21 protein-coding genes are annotated in these 18667 nt (G+C 55.6%); 6 read left to right on the top strand and 15 right to left on the bottom strand.

From position 1 onward, the window contains the following. Positions 1–63: 63 nt before the first annotated feature. The 4 genes from ACT3UM_RS12450 to ACT3UM_RS12435 are packed head-to-tail and all read right to left on the bottom strand — an operon-like array spanning position 64 to position 3034. On the bottom strand, positions 64–975 hold the full coding sequence (locus ACT3UM_RS12450) for a LysR family transcriptional regulator (protein WP_498899204.1): 912 nt from the start codon (positions 973–975) through the stop codon (positions 64–66). A gap of 9 nt (positions 976–984) precedes the next feature. Next, positions 985–1470: a GNAT family N-acetyltransferase gene (locus ACT3UM_RS12445; RefSeq protein WP_498899202.1), complete on the bottom strand. Its 486-nt coding sequence runs from the start codon at positions 1468–1470 to the stop codon at positions 985–987. 60 nt (positions 1471–1530) lie between these two features. Beyond that, positions 1531–2220, bottom strand: a complete 690-nt coding sequence (gene bluB, locus ACT3UM_RS12440) for a 5,6-dimethylbenzimidazole synthase (protein ID WP_498899200.1) — start codon at positions 2218–2220, stop codon at positions 1531–1533. 58 nt (positions 2221–2278) lie between these two features. After that, positions 2279–3034 carry an NAD(P)H-dependent oxidoreductase gene (locus ACT3UM_RS12435; protein WP_498899198.1) on the bottom strand — a complete coding sequence of 252 codons (756 nt, stop codon included), beginning with the start codon at positions 3032–3034 and terminating at the stop codon, positions 2279–2281. Positions 3035–3122: 88 nt separating this feature from the next. On the opposite strand from ACT3UM_RS12435, the gene ACT3UM_RS12430 reads away from it, so the two are divergent. Then, complete coding sequence (locus ACT3UM_RS12430) at positions 3123–4007, top strand: LysR family transcriptional regulator (RefSeq protein WP_498899196.1); 885 nt, start codon at positions 3123–3125, stop codon at positions 4005–4007. Positions 4008–4056: 49 nt separating this feature from the next. Here ACT3UM_RS12430 and ACT3UM_RS12425 read toward each other — a convergent pair whose 3' ends face one another. Continuing rightward, positions 4057–4545 carry a MarR family winged helix-turn-helix transcriptional regulator gene (locus tag ACT3UM_RS12425; protein ID WP_498899194.1) on the bottom strand — a complete coding sequence of 163 codons (489 nt, stop codon included), beginning with the start codon at positions 4543–4545 and terminating at the stop codon, positions 4057–4059. A gap of 98 nt (positions 4546–4643) precedes the next feature. Here ACT3UM_RS12425 and ACT3UM_RS12420 point away from each other — a divergent pair, with 98 nt between their 5' ends. Continuing rightward, positions 4644–5597, top strand: a complete 954-nt coding sequence (locus tag ACT3UM_RS12420; protein WP_498899192.1) for a DMT family transporter — start codon at positions 4644–4646, stop codon at positions 5595–5597. A gap of 88 nt (positions 5598–5685) precedes the next feature. On the opposite strand, the gene ACT3UM_RS12415 is transcribed toward ACT3UM_RS12420, so the two are convergent. From ACT3UM_RS12415 to ACT3UM_RS12405, 3 genes are all read right to left on the bottom strand, one after another. Continuing rightward, on the bottom strand, positions 5686–6132 hold the full coding sequence (locus tag ACT3UM_RS12415) for a GNAT family N-acetyltransferase (RefSeq protein ID WP_498899190.1): 447 nt from the start codon (positions 6130–6132) through the stop codon (positions 5686–5688). Positions 6133–6154: 22 nt separating this feature from the next. Further along, positions 6155–6688, bottom strand: a complete 534-nt coding sequence (locus ACT3UM_RS12410) for a 2-thiouracil desulfurase family protein (RefSeq protein ID WP_498899188.1) — start codon at positions 6686–6688, stop codon at positions 6155–6157. Between the two features lie 99 nt (positions 6689–6787). Then, on the bottom strand, positions 6788–8008 hold the full coding sequence (locus ACT3UM_RS12405; protein ID WP_498899186.1) for a YbfB/YjiJ family MFS transporter: 1221 nt from the start codon (positions 8006–8008) through the stop codon (positions 6788–6790). A gap of 78 nt (positions 8009–8086) precedes the next feature. Here ACT3UM_RS12405 and ACT3UM_RS12400 point away from each other — a divergent pair, with 78 nt between their 5' ends. Beyond that, on the top strand, positions 8087–8560 hold the full coding sequence (locus ACT3UM_RS12400) for a winged helix-turn-helix transcriptional regulator (RefSeq protein ID WP_498899184.1): 474 nt from the start codon (positions 8087–8089) through the stop codon (positions 8558–8560). Positions 8561–8711: 151 nt separating this feature from the next. Here the strand turns inward: ACT3UM_RS12400 and ACT3UM_RS12395 are convergent, their stop codons facing one another. Both ACT3UM_RS12395 and ACT3UM_RS12390 read right to left on the bottom strand, forming a co-directional pair. Continuing rightward, positions 8712–9656 (bottom strand): alpha/beta fold hydrolase, encoded by a 945-nt coding sequence (locus ACT3UM_RS12395; RefSeq protein ID WP_498899182.1) that lies wholly within the window; start codon positions 9654–9656, stop codon positions 8712–8714. A gap of 133 nt (positions 9657–9789) precedes the next feature. Beyond that, positions 9790–10044, bottom strand: a complete 255-nt coding sequence (locus tag ACT3UM_RS12390; protein ID WP_498899180.1) for a type II toxin-antitoxin system ParD family antitoxin — start codon at positions 10042–10044, stop codon at positions 9790–9792. Positions 10045–10238: 194 nt separating this feature from the next. Between ACT3UM_RS12390 and ACT3UM_RS12385 the strand changes: the two genes are divergently transcribed. Both ACT3UM_RS12385 and ACT3UM_RS12380 read left to right on the top strand, forming a co-directional pair. Further along, the gene (locus tag ACT3UM_RS12385; protein WP_498899178.1) at positions 10239–10403 is read left to right on the top strand and encodes a YhfG family protein; all 165 of its coding nucleotides are present in this window, start codon (positions 10239–10241) and stop codon (positions 10401–10403) included. Further along, positions 10403–10999, top strand: coding sequence for a putative adenosine monophosphate-protein transferase Fic (locus ACT3UM_RS12380; protein ID WP_498899176.1), 597 nt, complete (start codon positions 10403–10405; stop codon positions 10997–10999). Before ACT3UM_RS12385 ends, ACT3UM_RS12380 begins: the two co-directional genes overlap by 1 nt. 47 nt (positions 11000–11046) lie before the next feature. On the opposite strand, the gene astB is transcribed toward ACT3UM_RS12380, so the two are convergent. From astB to ACT3UM_RS12355, 5 genes are read right to left on the bottom strand one after another with little or no spacing between them, the layout of a single operon-like run. Continuing rightward, on the bottom strand, positions 11047–12402 hold the full coding sequence (gene astB, locus ACT3UM_RS12375) for an N-succinylarginine dihydrolase (RefSeq protein ID WP_498899174.1): 1356 nt from the start codon (positions 12400–12402) through the stop codon (positions 11047–11049). Next, a complete protein-coding gene (astD, locus tag ACT3UM_RS12370) occupies positions 12399–13871 on the bottom strand; it encodes a succinylglutamate-semialdehyde dehydrogenase (protein ID WP_498899172.1) in 1473 nt (490 codons plus the stop codon). The genes astB and astD overlap by 4 nt, the downstream gene beginning before the upstream one ends. A gap of 22 nt (positions 13872–13893) precedes the next feature. Beyond that, positions 13894–14925: an arginine N-succinyltransferase gene (gene astA / locus ACT3UM_RS12365; RefSeq protein ID WP_035584765.1), complete on the bottom strand. Its 1032-nt coding sequence runs from the start codon at positions 14923–14925 to the stop codon at positions 13894–13896. After that, on the bottom strand, positions 14925–15989 hold the full coding sequence (locus ACT3UM_RS12360) for an arginine N-succinyltransferase (RefSeq protein ID WP_498899170.1): 1065 nt from the start codon (positions 15987–15989) through the stop codon (positions 14925–14927). The genes astA and ACT3UM_RS12360 overlap by 1 nt, the downstream gene beginning before the upstream one ends. A 50-nt stretch (positions 15990–16039) precedes the next feature. Further along, a complete protein-coding gene (locus tag ACT3UM_RS12355; protein WP_498899168.1) occupies positions 16040–17254 on the bottom strand; it encodes an aspartate aminotransferase family protein in 1215 nt (404 codons plus the stop codon). A gap of 355 nt (positions 17255–17609) precedes the next feature. On the opposite strand from ACT3UM_RS12355, the gene ACT3UM_RS12350 reads away from it, so the two are divergent. After that, positions 17610–18650: a C45 family autoproteolytic acyltransferase/hydrolase gene (locus ACT3UM_RS12350; protein ID WP_498899166.1), complete on the top strand. Its 1041-nt coding sequence runs from the start codon at positions 17610–17612 to the stop codon at positions 18648–18650. Positions 18651–18667 lie beyond the last annotated feature (17 nt).

Genomic DNA, 18667 nt, shown 5'->3' with positions numbered 1-18667 from the left:
TTTTGTGTGCACTCCACTCTTTCGAGATCTTTCAGGTTCAAGATCTCTCAGGCTCAAGCCCTTTCAGGATGGCGGGTCTTGCCGGGTTTGCAGTGCACTCGCCAGCAGCGAAAGGCATGCCTCGGTGGCAAAGCTGCGCTGGCGATGGCGATAAACGCAGAGATCAATCCGCGCTGCTTCGAGCTCTAAAGGAGATAAGGGAATGCTGACGAGGTCGCCTAACTGACACTCTCGAGCTACCGCCATCGGCGGCAATACCAGCACGCCTGCGCCGTTAAGGGCGAGTGCTTTTTGGGTTTCCAGTGAAGCAGTTTTGAAGGTGGGAGCCAGCACTATCCCGGCCTGATGAGCGGCGCGCTCCAGCGCTTGGCGAGCGCCATAGGATTCATCAGGTAGGATCAGCCGGTGCTCTGCCAAGGTGTGAAGACTCACCTCAGAAGCCGCGGCCAAAGGATGGCCTGGGGCCATCACTGCATGGTGATGCAACTCGGCACTCGCAAAGGGCACAATGTCATCATGGCGGGGCATAAAGAATGACAGACCAATATCTGCATCGCCTCGGCGCAGTGCCTCCACCATTTGGCTAGCGCTGGCGATGCCGATATCAAAACTCAAATGAGGATAGCCCTGCCCCATCTTGGCTAACGCTGGGGCTAACAGGCCAGCCACAACACCTTCCGCCACCTGCAAACTGACCCGGCCAGTGCGTAAACCTTTAAGGTCGGCAATATGCTCCTGCACCCGCTCAAGATCACGGAGGGTACGCTGAGCTTGGGCGGCTAACAGTTCCCCCGCGGCGGTGAGGCTAATACCATTGGGGCCGCGTTCGATTAGCGGTGCGCCAAGCTGATGTTCCAATAAATCGATCTGTCGGCTAATCGCCGTGGGGGCGATATGCAGCTGCGCCGCAGCCTGACGTAAAGAACGGCAGCGAGCCACGGTATCGAAGTAGCGCAATGCACGGCCACTGATCATAAGTGCCTCTCAGTTTTGTGGCTTATCTAGCTGCCGCGCCATCACCGTAACGTGCTCTTTCCGATACTCAACATCCTCCTTATCCTGCCAACCCAGCCGTCGATAAAGCGCCTGTTGATCAGGGGTATAGAGATAGAAACGCTCAAAGCCATGCGCAGCTGCTTCGGCTTCTACCCGGCGTACCAACGCAGAGGCAATACCCTGCCCCCGCCATTCGGGCACGACGAATACGGAGGCCAGCCAGGGGGTAAATTCGCGGCGGATACTCATATCATCAGCAATGAGGCTGGCGGTTCCCACAGGGGTTTCGCCTTGTATCGCCACAAAGATTGAAGGCACACCGCCCTGGCCACATTCGGCCTTTAACCATTCAATAGCCTTTTCCAGCGTTAGCCCCGGGTGCAAATGCCCCCAGGATTCAAATGTCCAGTCCGCAACTAGCGCAACATTTGAATCTTCGGCGCTGAGCCGCTCAATGATTATATCGCCCCGCATGTATCGCCCCATACCTTGTTTAGCACAAGCGAATACATTAGCCACAAATAAGGTGTAGCGCTATAGCGCGTCAAACAAGGTAGCGGCAAGCGGCTGCCCCCACCTATCACCATGCACCAAGTCACTTAATGGCAGACGAGAACGCCAGCCTTTGGCTTCAAGCTCCGGCTGGTCTAAAAACTCGCTGACATAGCCAAGGCAAAGATATGCCAGCGGATAAACGTGTTCAGGCAGATTCAAGGCAGCGCTTAGCTGCTCTTGGTCAAGAATACTCACCCAGCCAACGCCGATGCCTTCCACTCGCGCTGCCAGCCAGAGGTTTTGCACCGCCAAACAGGTGCTAAACAGGTCGGTTTCTACAATGCTATTACGGCCCAGCACATGGGGGCCGCCCCGGCTTCGGTCGCAGGTAATGCAGAGATTAAGCGGACTTTCCATAATCCCTTGCAGCTTAAGGCTGCGATAATGCTCTTTACGCTCGCCTTCAAAGCGCTCGGCGGCCTTCTGGTTCTCCTGTTCGAACATCGCTAGCACCGTCTCCCTGACCTCGCGACTTTCAATCACAATGAAATCCCAGGGCTGCATAAACCCCACCGAGGGCGCATGATGCGCGGCCTCCAAAAGGCGGTTCAGCACTTCAGGGGGAATCCGGTCAGGCAGAAACTGCGAGCGCACATCGCGCCGTTCATGTATGGCGCGGTATAGCCCACGCCGCTCAGCATCGGAAAAACGGTGGTTCGAGGTAGTCATGGCGCTGGTCGGGCCTTTTGCTGATCGATTGTGTAGACAGTGAAGAGTCTACACGAGCTTAGCCCAGCCGCCATCGCAACGGGTTTGTCTGACGTAAGACGCCCTCTTCGTCCCAGTCGTCCCAACCTGTAAAAGGGATGGGTCGTTCGCCACTCAAGCTCACTAGTCGAGATGCCCAGGCCGCTTTGCAGGCCTCCAGATGGTCAATGAGGGCAGTCTCCTCTTGATAGCGAATACCGCCGCCCTGAATGCCGTAGCTCACCTGTGGGGCCAGCACCTCATAGCCAACGTAGTACAGCGATGCGTGTATAGGCCATAGCCAGTGAACCATATTGCCAGCGCGACCAAAGGGCTGAAACGCCATCTCCGGCGAGCCCGTGGTGACGGAAAGCATCGCCTGTTTACCGCTATAGTAGCCCCGGTCGTAACGCATGCGGCTTGTATAGCGCCCGCCATACACCAGCACCCGATCAAACCAGCCTTTCAAAATGGCGGGCTGGGCGTGCCACCATAATGGAAACTGGAAGATCACCAAGTCAGCCCACTCCAGCCGCGCCAACTCCCGCTGAACATCCTGCGGTAAAGCGTTTTGCTGGTAGTGAGCCCGTTGCTCATTGAGAGGATAAAAGTATTCCACAGCATCAACTTGATACGGATAGTGCTCGGCGCGCTCCACTGGATCAAACTGCTCAGCATAGAGCTCATCCACCTCAACTGAATGGCCCGCGTCCACCAGCTGTTTTACTGCCACATCCACTAGGCCGCCATTAAACGACTTGCGTTCAGGATGAGCCAAGACAATCAACACATTCATACGACGCCTCCCCTATCGATTGGTTTGACGACAGGCTAACCTGTTCATATGCGCTTAAACATTGGCTAAAAATGAGAACCAAGCTTGCATGAATGAACAGCAGATACGGTGGGATGATCTTCAAATTGTGCTAGCGATTGCCGAGGCGGGCTCGCTATCCGGCGCCAGTCGAGCGCTGCGTATCAGCCATGCCACGGTATTTAGACGTTTAAGTGAGATGGAGCAAGGGCTGGGGGTTACCCTTTTTGAGCGCAGCCGCACGGGTTATACACCAACCCCGGCAGGGGATGATCTGGCGGCTTCGGCCAAGCGCGTACAGAGCGAAATCAACGGTGCTGAACGCCGCCTCATCGGGCAGGATTTAACCCTTACCGGCAGCTTGCGAATCACCACCACTGATACACTTTTCGCGGGGCTGGTCTCGCCGCTACTGGCAAGCTTTCGCCAGCGCTATCCGGAAATCACGCTGGAAGTGGTTATCTCCAATCAGCTGCAAAGTTTGTCGCGGCGGGAGGCCGATATCGCGATCCGCCCAACTAAAAAGCCACCCGAAACTCTGGTAGGCCGCAAGATAGGCGATATTAACCAGGCAATTTATGGCCAAAAGGCGCTTTGGCAAAACGCCCCACTACCGCTAGGCACAGCGTCACTGCCAACAGAAAGCTGGATCGGCCCAGATGTTCATCTGGGCGACGCAACGCTTGAAAAGTGGATGATGGATAAAAGCGCCGCCTACCGGGTGGACAGCATGCTGGGCATGCAATCAGCGGTACGCCACGGGACGGGTATTGCGGTACTGCCCTGCTATCTTGGCGATGCCGATGCAGCACTACTCAGGCTAAGCGAGCCCATTGAAGCACTCACCACCCAACTCTGGCTGCTCACTCACCCGGATCTTCGCCATGTGGCCAGAGTCCGCACGTTTATGGAGGCGATGACGGTGGGGGTTCGAGGCAGGAATCTCACCACTTAATGTTAAATGTGCGGATTAAATAGTGACTAGCTTGCCGCTAAGGCGCACCTCACTTCTGCTCAAACCCCGCCAAAAACTGCTTAAGCAGATCATCGAGTTGGTCTAGTTGCTCTTTACTCAGGCCACTTACCAGCTGCGCCTGGGTTTCCACATGGGCGGCCACCGCTTCGTCGATTAAATCAAACCCACGCTGGGACAGAGAGATTAGAAAACCGCGGCCATCGTCAGGATTTTTAACCCGCTCAATCAACCCCGCCTTTTCCAGTTGATTGATACGGTGGGTCATGGTGCCCGATGTCACCATGGTGGATGCCATCAAATCCCCCGGCGATAGCGCGTAGGGCTCCCCCTCTCGCCGTAGGGTGGCCAGAACGTCAAAGCTGGCGTCCGTCAGGCCGTATTCCGCCCAGGTCTTCTCCATTGCGCGCATTAAAGTGTGGTTCAGCCGTTTAACCCGCCCGATGGTACCCATCGGCGCAACGTCAAGGTCAGGCCTCTCCAGCCGCCACTGCTTAAGAATGTTGTCTACATGATCCATGAGCCTATTTTGCGCCTAATTAGCTTGACGTCAAGATTAATCGCACATAACTTGATATCAAGATACTTTCAAAAACGGTACCAATGAGAACTTCACCAATGACGCTATCAAGCACTGCCCGCACAACATACTCACCTAAAAGAACTTGGCTTGCCCCACTGATATACCTGCTAGCCGGTGGCGCCTTGTTGGGCCTATCGACTAATTTGGCGAAACTTGCCGGTGATATTCAGCTGTCAGCGCTCGCTTTTCTGTTCTGGTCGATTTCAGGAGCGGCGCTTATTTTATTGGTTCTCGCCGCCTTCCGCCGAAATCTACCGCCAGTTAACGCTCGCACCATTGAGTATTACGCTATTTCCGGGCTGCTTGGCGTAGCGGGTGCCAACCTGCTTTTTTTCTCAGCTATCCCCCATGTAGGTGCGGGGTTCGTGGCATTAATCATCACCCTGCCACCGCTACTCACCTACGTCGGCGCATTAGCGTTAAAAATGGAACGGTTTCAGGTGTTGCGCGCAGCGGGGGTAATATCAGCCCTGGCGGGGGCCGTCACCCTGGCTTTCCATAAGCTTTCCGCGCCGGATGCCAATTATCTCTGGATTTTCCTTGCCTTAATCGGCCCCGTACTGCTGGCCATCGGTAATCTTTACAGAACCTTGCGCTGGCCAGAAGGCGTCTCGAGCGATGCGCTGGCGCCGGGGATGCTTATCGCCGCGGCCATCATTTTACTCAGTGTGGGGGTTCTGCCGGGCTTCTCACTGAACGTTCCGACAGAACGCTCCCTACCGTTCTTGCTAATTGCACTCCAGGCAATGGTCTTCGCAGGCCAGTTCTTACTGCTCTTCCTGCTACAAAAAAGTGGCGGCCCGGTGTTTCTAAGCCTGCTGGGTTCCGTTGGCGCCGTGGTAGGCGTTCCGGTCGCCATAGTGTTGCAGGGAGAAACCGCCCCCGAGGGCTTACTGCTAGGCACCCTGTTAATTGGTGCCGGTATTGCCCTGCTTAATATTGGCAAAGCCAAACCGTTTTCCAGGAAACCAATCAAAGCAATGGAGTAAAGCCCGTGGCATTTAACGCAACTAGCCGAGTTAGCAAAAGCAGTATTGGCCTACTAATGGGCTAGCGTAAAAGAGCTCTATAGCAGTATTAATCGGTGTCATTTTTATCACTAAAAATGCGCCGCTCCATATAGTGAGTCCCGCCCTCGGTTTTACGCACGTGAAATCCCATTCGCTCGTACAAAGCGCTTGCAGGGTTGATACAAAATACACGTAACCGAAGTAAGGGAATGCCTGCTTGTTTAACAATTTTCTCCGTGTAGCGGATTGCCGCTGTACCTAAGCCTTGACGCTGCCACTTCTGGTCAATTTGTAGCTCTCGAATATAGTAAGCGGCTTCATCGTGGTTTATGCATAGCAGCCCCACTCGTGAAGCGTTTATGACTAACTCATAGCTGTCTAACTCACCCCACTGTTTATCAAACAAAGCTGTATCCCAGCGCATATCCAGTTGCTTGTAGTAGGCTGACATATTCTGAATAATGATATTTTCCGCGAACGCCTTGTCGTTAGTCGGCCGAATGATAGGCGTCATATCTCGATTCCTAGTGCTGCTTTCACGAGTCTCTAGCAAGAAGCACATTGTTGGCTCGGGCTATTTCATACTGATTAAATACTTGAACGCCATGTTCGCGGAGCAGTGCAGCTGTTACTCCCATACCGGGTACTTTTTGACCAGAGAAAGTGCCGTCATAAATAGCGGTGCTCCCGCATGAAGGGCTGAACTCAGCAAGTATTGCAATATCGATATTGAATTTATGACACAAGTTCAAGGCGATAGAGGCACCTGCTAAAAATTCATTGGTCACCTTGCCTCCATCGTTTTCGATAACATCAACCTCACCGTTTAAAACGCCCTCACCACTGCCTTGGAAAATCTCCGCGGGCTGCCTGGGAATACTCATTCCCGCCTCAACTTCAGGGCAGACAGAAACAATTCGTCCTTCCGAACGCCATCGCTCAACGATCTGATCATCCACGGAAAGAGCGCCACCATCGTAGCGAACCTTTTTCCCCAACAGGCAGGCGCTGATTAATACTTTTCTCAAATCATCAATCTCCCTTGCATCGATCCTTTTTAAAATAGCCATTATGATTCAACAACCTATGCCTCGCTTATGGTTGGATATATTCAAAGTTTGGCACGAAATACTCACCGCATCTAATAACAGCATTTATTCGCTGCTATCTCAGGGAGAGGCCGACATCGCATTGGTTGCTCTGGAATCTGTTTGCAATAAACCTACCAGCGCTGCGGCGACTAAAAAAACGGCTGAGGTTAATAAACCCACCGATAGGCCCCCGGTAAGATCATTCAGCCAACCACTTAGTGTTGGCCCCAGCGTCTGACCGACGCTAAACGCAACCGTCATTGCCCCAATACCCGATGCCCATGCCGAAACACCGCAATTTCTGCGCACAAAAGCGGTGGTAGAGGCTACTACACCAAAAAAGGCACACCCGAATATTGCTGCCGACGCCAGTAGAACAGGCCAAGCATTTGATATGAGCGGTAATACAGCGCCAACTAAGGTCACTCCATTAAGTAGCGCAAAGGCGCGACCATGTCGCTGATTCTTCAGCACGCCCGCCCAAAGCCAAGGAAACAGTGCAACAGCCAAGCCCAGCACGACCCAAAATAGTGATTGAAAAGCAGCACTCTCACCATGAGCCTGTATCCAAGCGATCATGAACGTCATATATGTAATATAGCCAGCCCCAAAAAAACTATAGCCCACCAGCATCCATCCCATGGAACCTAATGGTGCCGACGTATATTCCTGATCTCGACGCTGTGGTTTGACGCGAACACCCCTCATCACGCCGAGCGCCAGCATCACTGCTATGGCCGCCAGTACTAACCAAGCAGCCGACCATGCCATCGTGCCCCATTGCCCCAACACCCAAGGCACGACTAGCCCCGAAAGGACGATACCTAGACCAGGCCCTGCATAGAAGATACCGAGTAGAAAAGACGCCCGCGCCGGATGACGCTGGGATACTTGAGCTGCAATCACCCCGCCCGCCACAAAAGCGCTAGCGCCGCCAAACCCAGCCAAAAACCAGGATACGTTGAGCAATACCGTGTGACGAAATACACCCATCATGATCAGCGCGATCACACACGCGGCAACCCCGACTCGCATCACTCGATTGGCTCCAACAAACCCAATAGCGCGAGCCGAAAGTAGCGCGGCAATAAGATATCCTGCTGCATTAATCGAGGTCATCCAACCCGCATCGGCATAACTCCACCCTAGCCCGGCGCGCATGGAGGGTAGCAGCAGTGCATAAGAAAATCGGGCAATTCCTAGTCCAATAGCCGGTACCAAAGCAAGCGCAGCGAGGGTGAGAAGGTCAGCTTTGAACGCTGAATGGTCGCGCTCGGGGAAAAAATCAGTTTGTGACATATTGGCCACCTGAGTCTTCAATAGAGACTCAGATTAGCCTCGCTTAGTCCTATTTTCAAACTTTGCTATCATGTGCATATGAAAAATCATGCCCAAACATCCACTTCCCACACCCGAGTTCCCGTTTCCGAATGCTCGCTGGCCAAGGCGATCCGGGTCGTTGGGGACACGTGGACGCTGCTGATACTACGAGAGGTCATATGTGGTGCTGAGCGCTTCGACCAAATTAGGGAAGACCTGGGCATTACTCGCTCGGTGTTGTCCAACCGCCTCGCCAGACTGGTGCGAGAAGGTATCTTGGAGCGCTATCAATACCGTGATTCAGGGCAACGAGCCCGCAAAGGCTATACCCTGACCGAGAAAGGGCGCGCACTGCTTCCCGTCGTCATCGCCCTTCGCGAGTGGGGCGGGGAGCATTTAGAACCGAGTAACACCCCCCTTCGCCTTCAACTACAAACAGAGGATGGCCTGCGTGTTGAAACAAAACTCATCCGGGAGGATGGTTTAGAAGTGAGTGATATGGCCGGAGTGGTGGCTACAGTGAAGGAGTAAGTCTTTATGGTCACTACCGCCCATGAACCGGCTAAGAAAAGCTGTCTTTAGAGGCCGCCAGCAAGGCTTTTCGGGGCCGCTCCGCATGCAGTTGATGTTCAAGTTTGGCGGTTTTCCACCCTGGGTGAAACCAAAGCCGACAGCAGCACACTTATCGCCCTTGAAGCCACTGCCGCACTAATTCAATGCTCTCTTCATTCACTAACAGCCCCAAGTGCGATGTGTCTGGGACAGTGACGACCTCTGCGTCTGGGACATGCGGTCGAACGGTAGACTCAAAACGATCTGCGAAAAAGGCCTCATCCTCGGCGCCGGTCAGGAAAAGGCTCGGCACATTGATAGAACGAAGATCATCCCGGTAGTTAGCAGGATTAAACCCCGTCATCATCCGATAAGAATAAGCCAGTGTCTCTGACCCATCCCGGTACTCAGGAGGTAAGTTAAATCGCAGCACGGTCGTGCTATTCAAGCCTTTTACGCCAAGCCTGTTGAGAAGAGATAGCGCAATGATTTTCGCCACACTCGGCTCGGCCCATCCCCCCGAATTATTACGCACGATAGGGGCATCGTGCCCAAGATAGGGGGCCAAAAAAAGATATGCAGAAGCAAGGTCCCCGTATTCCCCACCAGCAAAGCGCACCGCAAGCCCTCCGCCTGACGAATGCCCACCCACCACTATGCTGGATAGTGCTGAATTTTCCACTTTGATATGATCAATAAAATCAGCAAGATCATCCTCAAGCTGACCGATATAGTCGATATCACCGCGCCGTTGCGGAGAAGGCCCATGGCCCCGCACATCAGGCGTATACACAACGGCGGCGCCTGCTTCAGCTAACGCCTGGGCAAAGGTGGCCAAATATTTGCTGTCCGTTCCTGACCCATGAAGAACAATAAGTGCAGTAGACGATTCACTGGGATAATGCCGATACGCCAGTGCTGTTCCATCGCGAGCGTCAAAGCGCTGTAGTGATGGTAATTGGCTCACTGCGCCCTGCTCAGAAATTAACACCTCGAAATCTAAGCCGTTAGCACTTGTTTCTGTAGACATTGCTAACAATACTCCCGTCATCAAGGTCAAAATGTACTGTCTCATTGCTGCTTACCATTAATGGAGAACTCGACAGGAGACACAAGGTGCCATCAAGGCTGTCGGTGTCATCATCAGCCTGGAGAATGCCGAAGTTAAGCAGTGTATAGATAGATACGAAATATTCTGTCGCGCCAGCTTATACATGGCGTTTTTGTTTTACCTGGGCGGCTATATCGCGCAAAGGCAAATCACTCTCCCCGCTCCGCTCCCCGGCTTCCACAGCACTTCTCAGCGCGGCCATTTGATTTTCCTGGCGTTCAAGCAGCCTCAATGCTGAACGCACGACTTCACTGGTTGAGCCATAACGACCAGACGCAACCAACTTCCTCACAAAGTCGCCTAGTGGCGCACCGATAGTTACGCTCGTTGTTCTGGATGATGATCTGGGCATGACCTGAACCATGTGTTAATAGTTAACACAAATTATAGCATCCTTGGATACTCCAGCAGGGCGCGCAATCTGGAGGTGTAAGCTGAGATATTCGTGAGGCAACCTCGGTAGGCTTTACACTTCATCGGCCCACGGAGGGGATGAGATCTGCATCAATATTCCGCTATACTGGGCAAAATAGCTAAGGAGGCAGTATGAACAACGTTTCTTTGGAAACAAAGCGCCGCTATTACGCGAAGGTACGACGCTCCAATTACCAAGCGAGCATGGCGCTTGAAGGGATCACTGTTGACTCTCAAGCGCCAAAAGCCAGCAAAGCAGATGTAATGGCTAAATATCAGAGGCACAAAATTCGCTAATGGATAAGTACGGCACGGAGCAGGATCCGTACTGCTATCCAGGTACATGTGTACTGCGTAATAAGCTGGATATTTTTGATGCAGTAGCGTTAGAGGAGGCAGAACGCGAGTTGTCGCTCATTAATGCTGATTACATTGAACTCTCGCTGCCTCCCTACGATTTTGCATATCTCAAGCGCCTTCATCATCAGCTATTTTATGACCTGTATGACTGGGCTGGAGAAGTACGAACGATTGATATAGCCAAAGGCGACACGCGATTTTGCAACGTAAATCGAATCGTTCCCGAGGCTGAAAAGCTATTCAATAAGCTTGCTGGGCTAAACCACTTCACTCAGCTCGAAAAAGTAGATCTTATACCCTCATGTGCAGAGCTATATGGTGATTTAAATGTCGTTCACCCCTTCCGCGAAGGTAATGGACGAGCGCAACGAATGTTTTTTGAACATTTGATCATAAATTGTGGTTATCACCTTTCATGGCACCCTCTTGAACGCAATGAATGGATAGAAGCCAATATAGCAGGCTATTACTGCGACTACCGTCCTTTAGAGTTAATCTTTGAGCGATGTATCGGCTCCCCCCTATACGATTAACGTCAAGGCATGGCCTTGGCGTTTTATTTTACTGCTTAGCGTATCCCCTACCCCAACTGAAACGGGTAAACAGATCCAATGTTTAGCAACTGGGTTAGCGCATCCAGTGCTACTAGCGACTCTTCAGCCAACTGCGGGTCTTTGAGGTCGTCCACAGCAAGGCGGTCGCGATAGTGGCGCTCCACCCATGCGGTCAGCTCATCATAAAGCGCATCGGTGAGCAGCACGCGGCCAGAGAGCGCTGCACGTTCGGCCTCCGTTAGCACCACGCGCAGGCGCAGGCAGGCTGGGCCGCCGCCGTTGCGCATGCTCTGCTTAACGTCTTTGACGATCACTTCACTAATCGGGTTATTACCTGCTAGCAGGTGATTTTGGATGGTGTTCCATACCGCTTCGCGTTCCTGGCATTCGCCGGGCACTACCAGGGTCATGGTGCCGTCCGGGTTGGAGAGCAACTGCGAATTGAAGAGATATGACGCTACCGCGTCTTCCATGCTCACCGCTTCCAAGGGCACGCGCACCGGAATCAGCGGGCTGGTCATTTTGGCGCGAAGTTCGTCCAGCGTGCCCTCTTCATCCAGAAAGGCCATTTCGTGGTAGAGCAGCACGGGGCCGTTGCCGACTGCAATAACGTCATTATGGAAGACGCCCGCGTCGATGGCATCCGGGTGCTGCTGGGCGAACACCGTTTGCGCTTCCGTAAGCCCATGCTGGCGGGCGATCGCCTGGCTGGCTTCCAGCGTTTGCCGGGCGGGATAGCGCTGGGGTGCGCGCTCGCCCCCAAACGCCTGGCGGCCATATACAAACAGGTGAACGCCGGGTTCGCCGTGCTCACCGCATAGACGGGTGTGATTGGCCGCACCTTCATCGGAAAAGGCAGGCGTTGCAGGCAGCACCGGATGGTGGGCGAAGTGCTGTTCGTCGCGGAAAATTGCCTGCAGCACGCGACCGGTGGTTTGCGGTTCTAAATAGCGGTGAAAGCTGGATTGTAGATTCGCTGGTGTGAAGTGTACCCGGCGATCGGGTGCATCCATGCTGGGGGTAATAGTGCCCGCGTTAGCCGTCCACATACTCGAAGCCGAGCACACCGCCCGAAGCAGCTGCGGCGCTTCTTTAGAAGCACGAGCCAGCACCTCACCATTACTACCGCTAAAACCTAAATCGCGCAGTGCGCCAATATCGGGGCGCTGTTGGGGTGGCAGAACGCCTTGAGCGTAGCCCGCGTCCATCAGCGACTTCATCTTGAGAAGACCCTGCAACGCGCCCTCTTTGGGGTTGGACACTAACCCGCCGTGGCTCATAGACGCCACATTACCTACCGCCAGCCCCGAGTAGTTATGGGTTGGGCCGACTAAACCATCAAAATTGACTTCCCTGACGCTGCTGATATCGGCGGCACTCATAGGCTCACTCCCGGCGGCAGGGTCTCGGGCATCTCCAGGCTGTCGGCTTCCATGGAGGCCACCGGGTAGGCGCAGTAGTCCGCCGCATAGAAAGCGCTGGGGCGGTGGTTACCGCTGTCACCCACGCCGCCGAAAGGTGCATCGCCGGAGGCACCGGTAGTTTGGCGGTTCCAGTTGACGATCCCGGCGCGAATACGTAGCAAGAAGTCATCCCAATCGGCTTGTTCGCCGCCAATTAAACCGGCGGAGAGCCCGTAGCGGGTGTTGTTGGCGAGCTGTAGCGCTTCATCCCAATCGCTATAGCGGTGGATTTTCAGCAGCGGGCCGAAATGCTCCTCGTCAGGCACCTCCAATCCCGTCACGTCGATCAACGCGGGGCTTAACAGGCTGGTGTTATCTTGCAAACGCCGCATGCGGTTGATCACCGTGCCACCCATGGTTTCCAACTCTTCTTGGGCTTTCAGTAAGCCGTCTGCCGCCGCCACGCTGACCAAACCGCCATAAAACGGCGCAGGATTTTCTTCGAACTGCCCCGCCACTTGTAGCTTGGTGATCCCCTCTGAAAGCGCATCAATCAAGCGATCGCCTACTGCGCCCTCCGGCACCATTAAGCGTCGCGCGCAGGTGCAGCGCTGGCCGCCGGAGAGATACGCCGACTGCAGAATGGTCAATACCGCGGCGCGCTCGTCGTCGACATCTTTCACTATCAGGGGGTTATTGCCACCCAGTTCCAGCGCCAGGATTTTATCCAACTGTCCGGCAAACTGTTGATGCAGCATACCGCCTACTTTGGCGCTCCCGGTAAACAGCAGGCCATCAATATCAGGATTGCCTGCCAACGCTTGGCCTACTGATACACCACCTTGTACCAGATTGATAACCCCAGCAGGAAGCCCGGCTTCCAACCAGCACTGGAGGGTTAAATCGGCGGTAAGCGGGGTTTGGTCGCTGGGCTTAAAGACCACACAGTTACCCGCCAATAGCGCGGGCACCATATGGCCGTTAGGCAAGTGGCCGGGGAAGTTATAGGGGCCAAACACTGCCATCACGCCGTGGGGGCGATGGCGCAGCACGGCTTTTGCACTGCCAACGGCTTTTTCCCGCTCACCGGTGCGTTCGTTATACGCTTTAATCGACAGCGCCACCTTGCCCACCATGGCACCTGCTTCGGTGCGCGCTTCCCAGAGCGGTTTGCCGGTTTCAGAGGCAATCGCTACAGCTAGGTCTTCACTGCGTGCTTTCAGCACCTCGGCAAACCGCTCGACCAGCGCTTGGCGCTCGGCAAAAGGTGTGCGCGCCCAGCCGGGGAAGGCACCGCGGGCGGCTTTCACGGCGGCCGTGACCTGTTCAGCGCTAGCCGTTGCTGCTTGCCATAGCGACTTACCAGAAACGGGGTCGCGCTTGCTCAACGGCTCGGCGTCGCCTGCGACCCAGGCGCCATTGATCAGTTGCTGCTGTTGGGCGTGCATAAAACTCTCCTGTAAACGTCGCCTAGGTTTCGAGTAGCCGTAGGGTATCGCCGGTGGAAACGCCTAAGCGCTGCGCTTCTTGTGCGCTCAGAACGATAGTGTTGTCATCGCTGGGAGCACGGCCGACCCAACTGGCGGTAAAGCTGAGCATATGGGTGGTGGCGGCCAGCCAGCGGCTGACGCTCTCTTCTGCTGCGCTATTGGATACTTCCACTTGGCAGAGCCGTGAGTTACGGATGGCACGCACGTCGTCAATGTACGCCTCGACCGTCGGGCCACCATCGAAAATATCGATATAGCCTTCCCAGCGCAGTCCCTCTTTCTTAAGCATCTCCAGCGCCGGGCGGGTGTGGCGATGCACCTGACCAATACAAGCCCGCGCTTCTTCGGCCATAAAGGTGGTGTAAATGGGAAACTTGGGCATCAGCTCGCCAATAAAGCTCTTCTGCCCCAGGCCGGTTAGGCGGTCAGCCTCGCTGAAATCCATAGGGAAGAAGTGTTTGCCCAGGCTCTCCCAGAAAGGGCTGGTGTTATTTTCGTCGAACACGCCGCGCATTTCGGCCAGCACTTTATCCGGGAAGCGGTCACGGAACTGGGCGATAAACAGCCAGCGTGCTTTGGAGAGCAGCGCGCCGTTGCGCAAATGTTTGTTGGCTTCGCCGCGGTATTCTGGACGCAAAAACAGCGAGCACACTTCAGCGTCACCGGTGTGGTCGGAGCTTAAAAACAGCGTGTCGATGGTGCGGTGCAGGTCCAGCTGTACCGACGAGTGTGCCAAGGTGCCCAGCCGGTAGTTATAGAACGGCACTTCGCGGCCCACCTGGCCCTCTATAGCGCAGCAACCAGCGAGTTCGCCGCTTGTTTCATCTTCCAGCACAAAGAAGTAGAGGCGGTCATCCGCTGGGGTGCGCTCTTCAAAAGCACTGGCGGCCGCTTCAATCTTACCGGCTAAAAACTCGCGGTTATCGGGTAGCGAGGTAAAGCCAACGCCCGCCTGCTGCGCAAGCGCCTGAAGCCCATCCAAATCATCACGGGCAATGGGTCGAATGCGCATTACATCTCTCCTTCATCAAGCGCGTCTACCGCGGTGGGTAGCGTCAGCGGTGCGGCCAGTACCGCTCGCCCTTCGGTAACGCCCAATCGCTCGGCATGTTCGGGAGAAAGCATTAACTGGCCCGTGGGCGACAGCGCGTAGCGGGCGACGATACAACGAAACTCACCCAGCTTTTGATTGGCGACCAACGCCGGTTCGGCATCGGGCAACGCGTGTTCAGGACGAATGCGTACCGGGTGCCAGGCGGCACTGCGGAAGGTTACCAACCGCTCGCGCTCAGCCTTGACAATCGGCCCGGCGTCGAAAATATCCACATGCCGCGAACGCACAAAGCCCTCCGCCAGCATCTCTTCCAGCGCCTCTTCGTGGGCGGGGTGCTCACGACCTATTGCCGCCCGCGCCTGGGGCGTTAGCAGCGGCAAATAGAGCGGAAACTGGGGCATTACTTCGGCGATAAAACTTTTCGAGCGTACCCCGGCAATGTGGTTAATATCCTGGAAACTGCGAGCAAAAAAGTGCCGCCCCACGCTTTCCCAAAACGGCGATTCGCTGCGGGTATCCAAGTAGCCAGGGAACGCCACCGCCAGAATGCGTGAAAAGCGTTCCGGGTACTGGGCGATAAACATCAACCGCGCCCGGCGTAACAGGCTCTCCGCGCTGGTGCCTTTGTAGCGAGGGTTAAGCGAAAAGGCGCACAGCAGGGTAGCGTCCGAGACTTCATGGGAGAGCGCCAGCGTCTGCACTTCACGGCGAACATTGAGCTGCTGTGAAGCGTGAATCAGCGTTTCCTGACGATAGGTGTAATAGGCCTCGTTGGCGCCTGCCTGGGCACGGATAGTGGCCGTGCCCAGCACTTCCTCGCGTGTATCGTCCGCCAGCACAAACGTATAGTGCTCATCTTCTGGAAACTCAACGTCGCCGTTAAAGGCTTCCTGGGAGCGCGCAATGCGCTCCTGAAGCCGCTCACGGTTAGCAGGCAAGTTGGTCAGCCTAGGCACTGCATGCTCGGCTAATTGCTCCAGCGCCATGAGATCAGACGCTTTAACGGGTCGAACGACTAGCATTCTCGACGCCCCCTGTTCCGTTGACACGCTTGACGCAGCCTGTTGTTCACTCATGCGGCCGCAACTAACCGCTCAATCGCGCGCTCTAAGCGAGCCATGCCTTCGGCGATATCTGCTTCAGGAATGACCAGGGAAGGCGCCATGCGCAGTACGTTCGGCCCGGCGATAAGCGCCATCAGGCCCTCTTCAATCGCCAACGGCAGAATATCTTTGGCGCGGCCCTCATAGGCATCCGACATCTGGGCGCCCATCAGCAGGCCCATACCACGAATCTCTTTAAACACGCCGTACTTGCGGTTGATGGTTTCCAGGTGTTCACGGAACAGATCGTGACGACGCTTAACGCCTTCGAGCACCTCAGGGGTGTCGATAAACTCAACCGCCGCTAAGGCCACAGCAGATGCCAACGCATTGCCGCCATAAGTAGAGCCGTGGGTACCGATGACCAACGATTTAGCCACCGAGTCGATTGCCAGCATGGCGCCAATGGGGAAACCGCCGCCCAGGGATTTAGCGCTGGTGAGGATATCCGGGGTGATGCCGTAGTTCTTATAAGCGTAGAGTTCGCCGCTACGACCAACGCCGGTTTGCACTTCATCAAAGATCAGCAGCGCATTGTGCTCGTCGCATAGGTCGCGCAGGCCCTGAAGAAACGCTTGCGTGCCGGGCACGATGCCGCCCTCACCCTGCATGGGTTCGACCATAATCGCGCAGGTGTCGTCACCGACCAGCTTGCGCACGCTTTCCAGATCATTGTAGTCAGCATGCAGGATGCCACCAGGCACCGGGCCAAAGCCTTGGGAGTACTTGGGCTGACCACCAACGCTAACGGTGAAGAAGGTGCGGCCATGGAAAGATTGATAAAATGAGATGATCTTATCTTTATGCTCACCGTGGTGATCCACTGCCCAGCGGCGCGCCAGCTTAAGCGCGGCTTCGTTGGCTTCACCGCCGGAGGAGCACAAGAACACCTTATCAGCGAAGGTGCGCTCGACCAGCGCTTTGGCTAGGTTCAGCGCCGGTTCATTGGTGAACACGTTAGAGAGGTGCCACAGCTTTTCGCCCTGCTCTTTCAGCGCGTTGACCAGCACCGGATGACAGTGCCCCAGGGAGTTCACCGCAATGCCCCCGGCGAAATCGATATATTCCCGGCCCTGTTGATCCCACAAGCGGCTGCCTTCACCGCGCACTGGAATGACCTGCTGCGGGGAGTAGTTAGGCGTCATGTAGTGGTCGTAATCTTGACGGCTTGGGGTATGGCTCATGGCACGCTATCTCCAATGGAGGAAAGGAATGAAAACAGTATAAAGGCCTAGCTAGGTTACCTGCTTTCAGCAATGGGACGGCAAATTATGAATAGCGGCATTTAACTGGAGTACCCTCCCCCTTTTGTAACACTCTATATCCGTCCTTGTGCACCGCACGGTATCAGTGACGTATTTAGGCCTGCTTTTTATCGTTTGGGGACGCCTGATGCCCTTTGGTAGCTGTCAGCGTCAAAATTTCCTCAAACGTTGAATAAAGCAAACTATTATTCGCTGCATATCCAAAACACCCACCTGCACTTCAACGCTGTTCGCGGTAGGCTTGAGTAAATCCCCTCCCCGAGGAGCACTCCGCATGCTCGACGTAACCCATCTGCGTGGTAGCCGCCATGCCATTGGCGTGGCCCATGGCCAACGCCACGCCGCACAGATTCAGCGCAGCATTGAGGTCTATGACCGGCTATTTCAAGACTTTGTAGGCCTCGACTGGGCCGCAGCCCGGCAGGAGGCCCGCCGCTTTATACCGGCGATCGAACGCGGCTTTCCGGCGATCCTGGATGAGCTCGAGGGCATTGCCGAGGGCGCCGACCTGCAGCGCGACGATATCCTCACCCTCAACTGCCGCAGCGAGATCTCGCTAACCCAAGCCAGCGGCGGCTGTTCTGCCTTCTCACTCTACCAGCAGGGTCGCCAATGGCTGGCCCAGAACTGGGACTGGCGCCTCGACCAGCTCGACAACGTGGTGGTACTACACATAGAGGGGGACGACGCCCCGCCGCTGGTCAGCGTCGGCGAGGCCGGGATGCTGGCCAAGATCGGCCTCAACGCCCACGGCCTCGGCGTGTGTCTCAACGCCATCCGCTCGCAGACCTGCGGCGAGGGCCTGCCGATCCACATCGCCCTGCGCAAGCTTCTCGAGAGCGACGGCTTCACCAGCGCCCAGCGCATCGTCGCGGAAGACCGCGTCGCCTCGCCGGCGCACTTTCTGGTCGCCAGCGCTGCAGGCCAGACCGCCGGCTTCGAGGTCCAGCCCGGGCCACCGGGGGTACTCGAGCCCAGCGGCGGGCGGGTGACCCATACCAACCACCTCTACGCCGCGGCCGCCACCGCCTGTGTCACCGACTTCCCCAAGCCCGACTCCCATGTACGCCTGCACCGCCTCGATGAGCTGCTAGACCCACCGCCCAAGGCCAGCGTCAGCGCGCTGTTCGACGTACTGAGCGACCACCACAATGCGCCTATGTCGATCTGCAAGCACACTGACGTCGACCTGCCCGAGGCCGAGCGCATGGAGACCCTGTTCGCGGTGGTGATGGCCCTCGACAAGCGCACCCTGCACCTGCGCCACGGCTACCCCTGCGAGGCCCGGCAGACGCTGAGCATCACGCTCGACTAACGGCGCGAGAAAAGAGG

Origin of the sequence: Halomonas sp. AOP13-D3-9 (assembly GCF_052379125.1) — a bacterium.
Taxonomy (GTDB): domain Bacteria; phylum Pseudomonadota; class Gammaproteobacteria; order Pseudomonadales; family Halomonadaceae; genus Vreelandella.
Note: the sequence above shows the minus strand (reverse complement) of the source record. Positions and strands in the feature narration are given on the sequence as shown.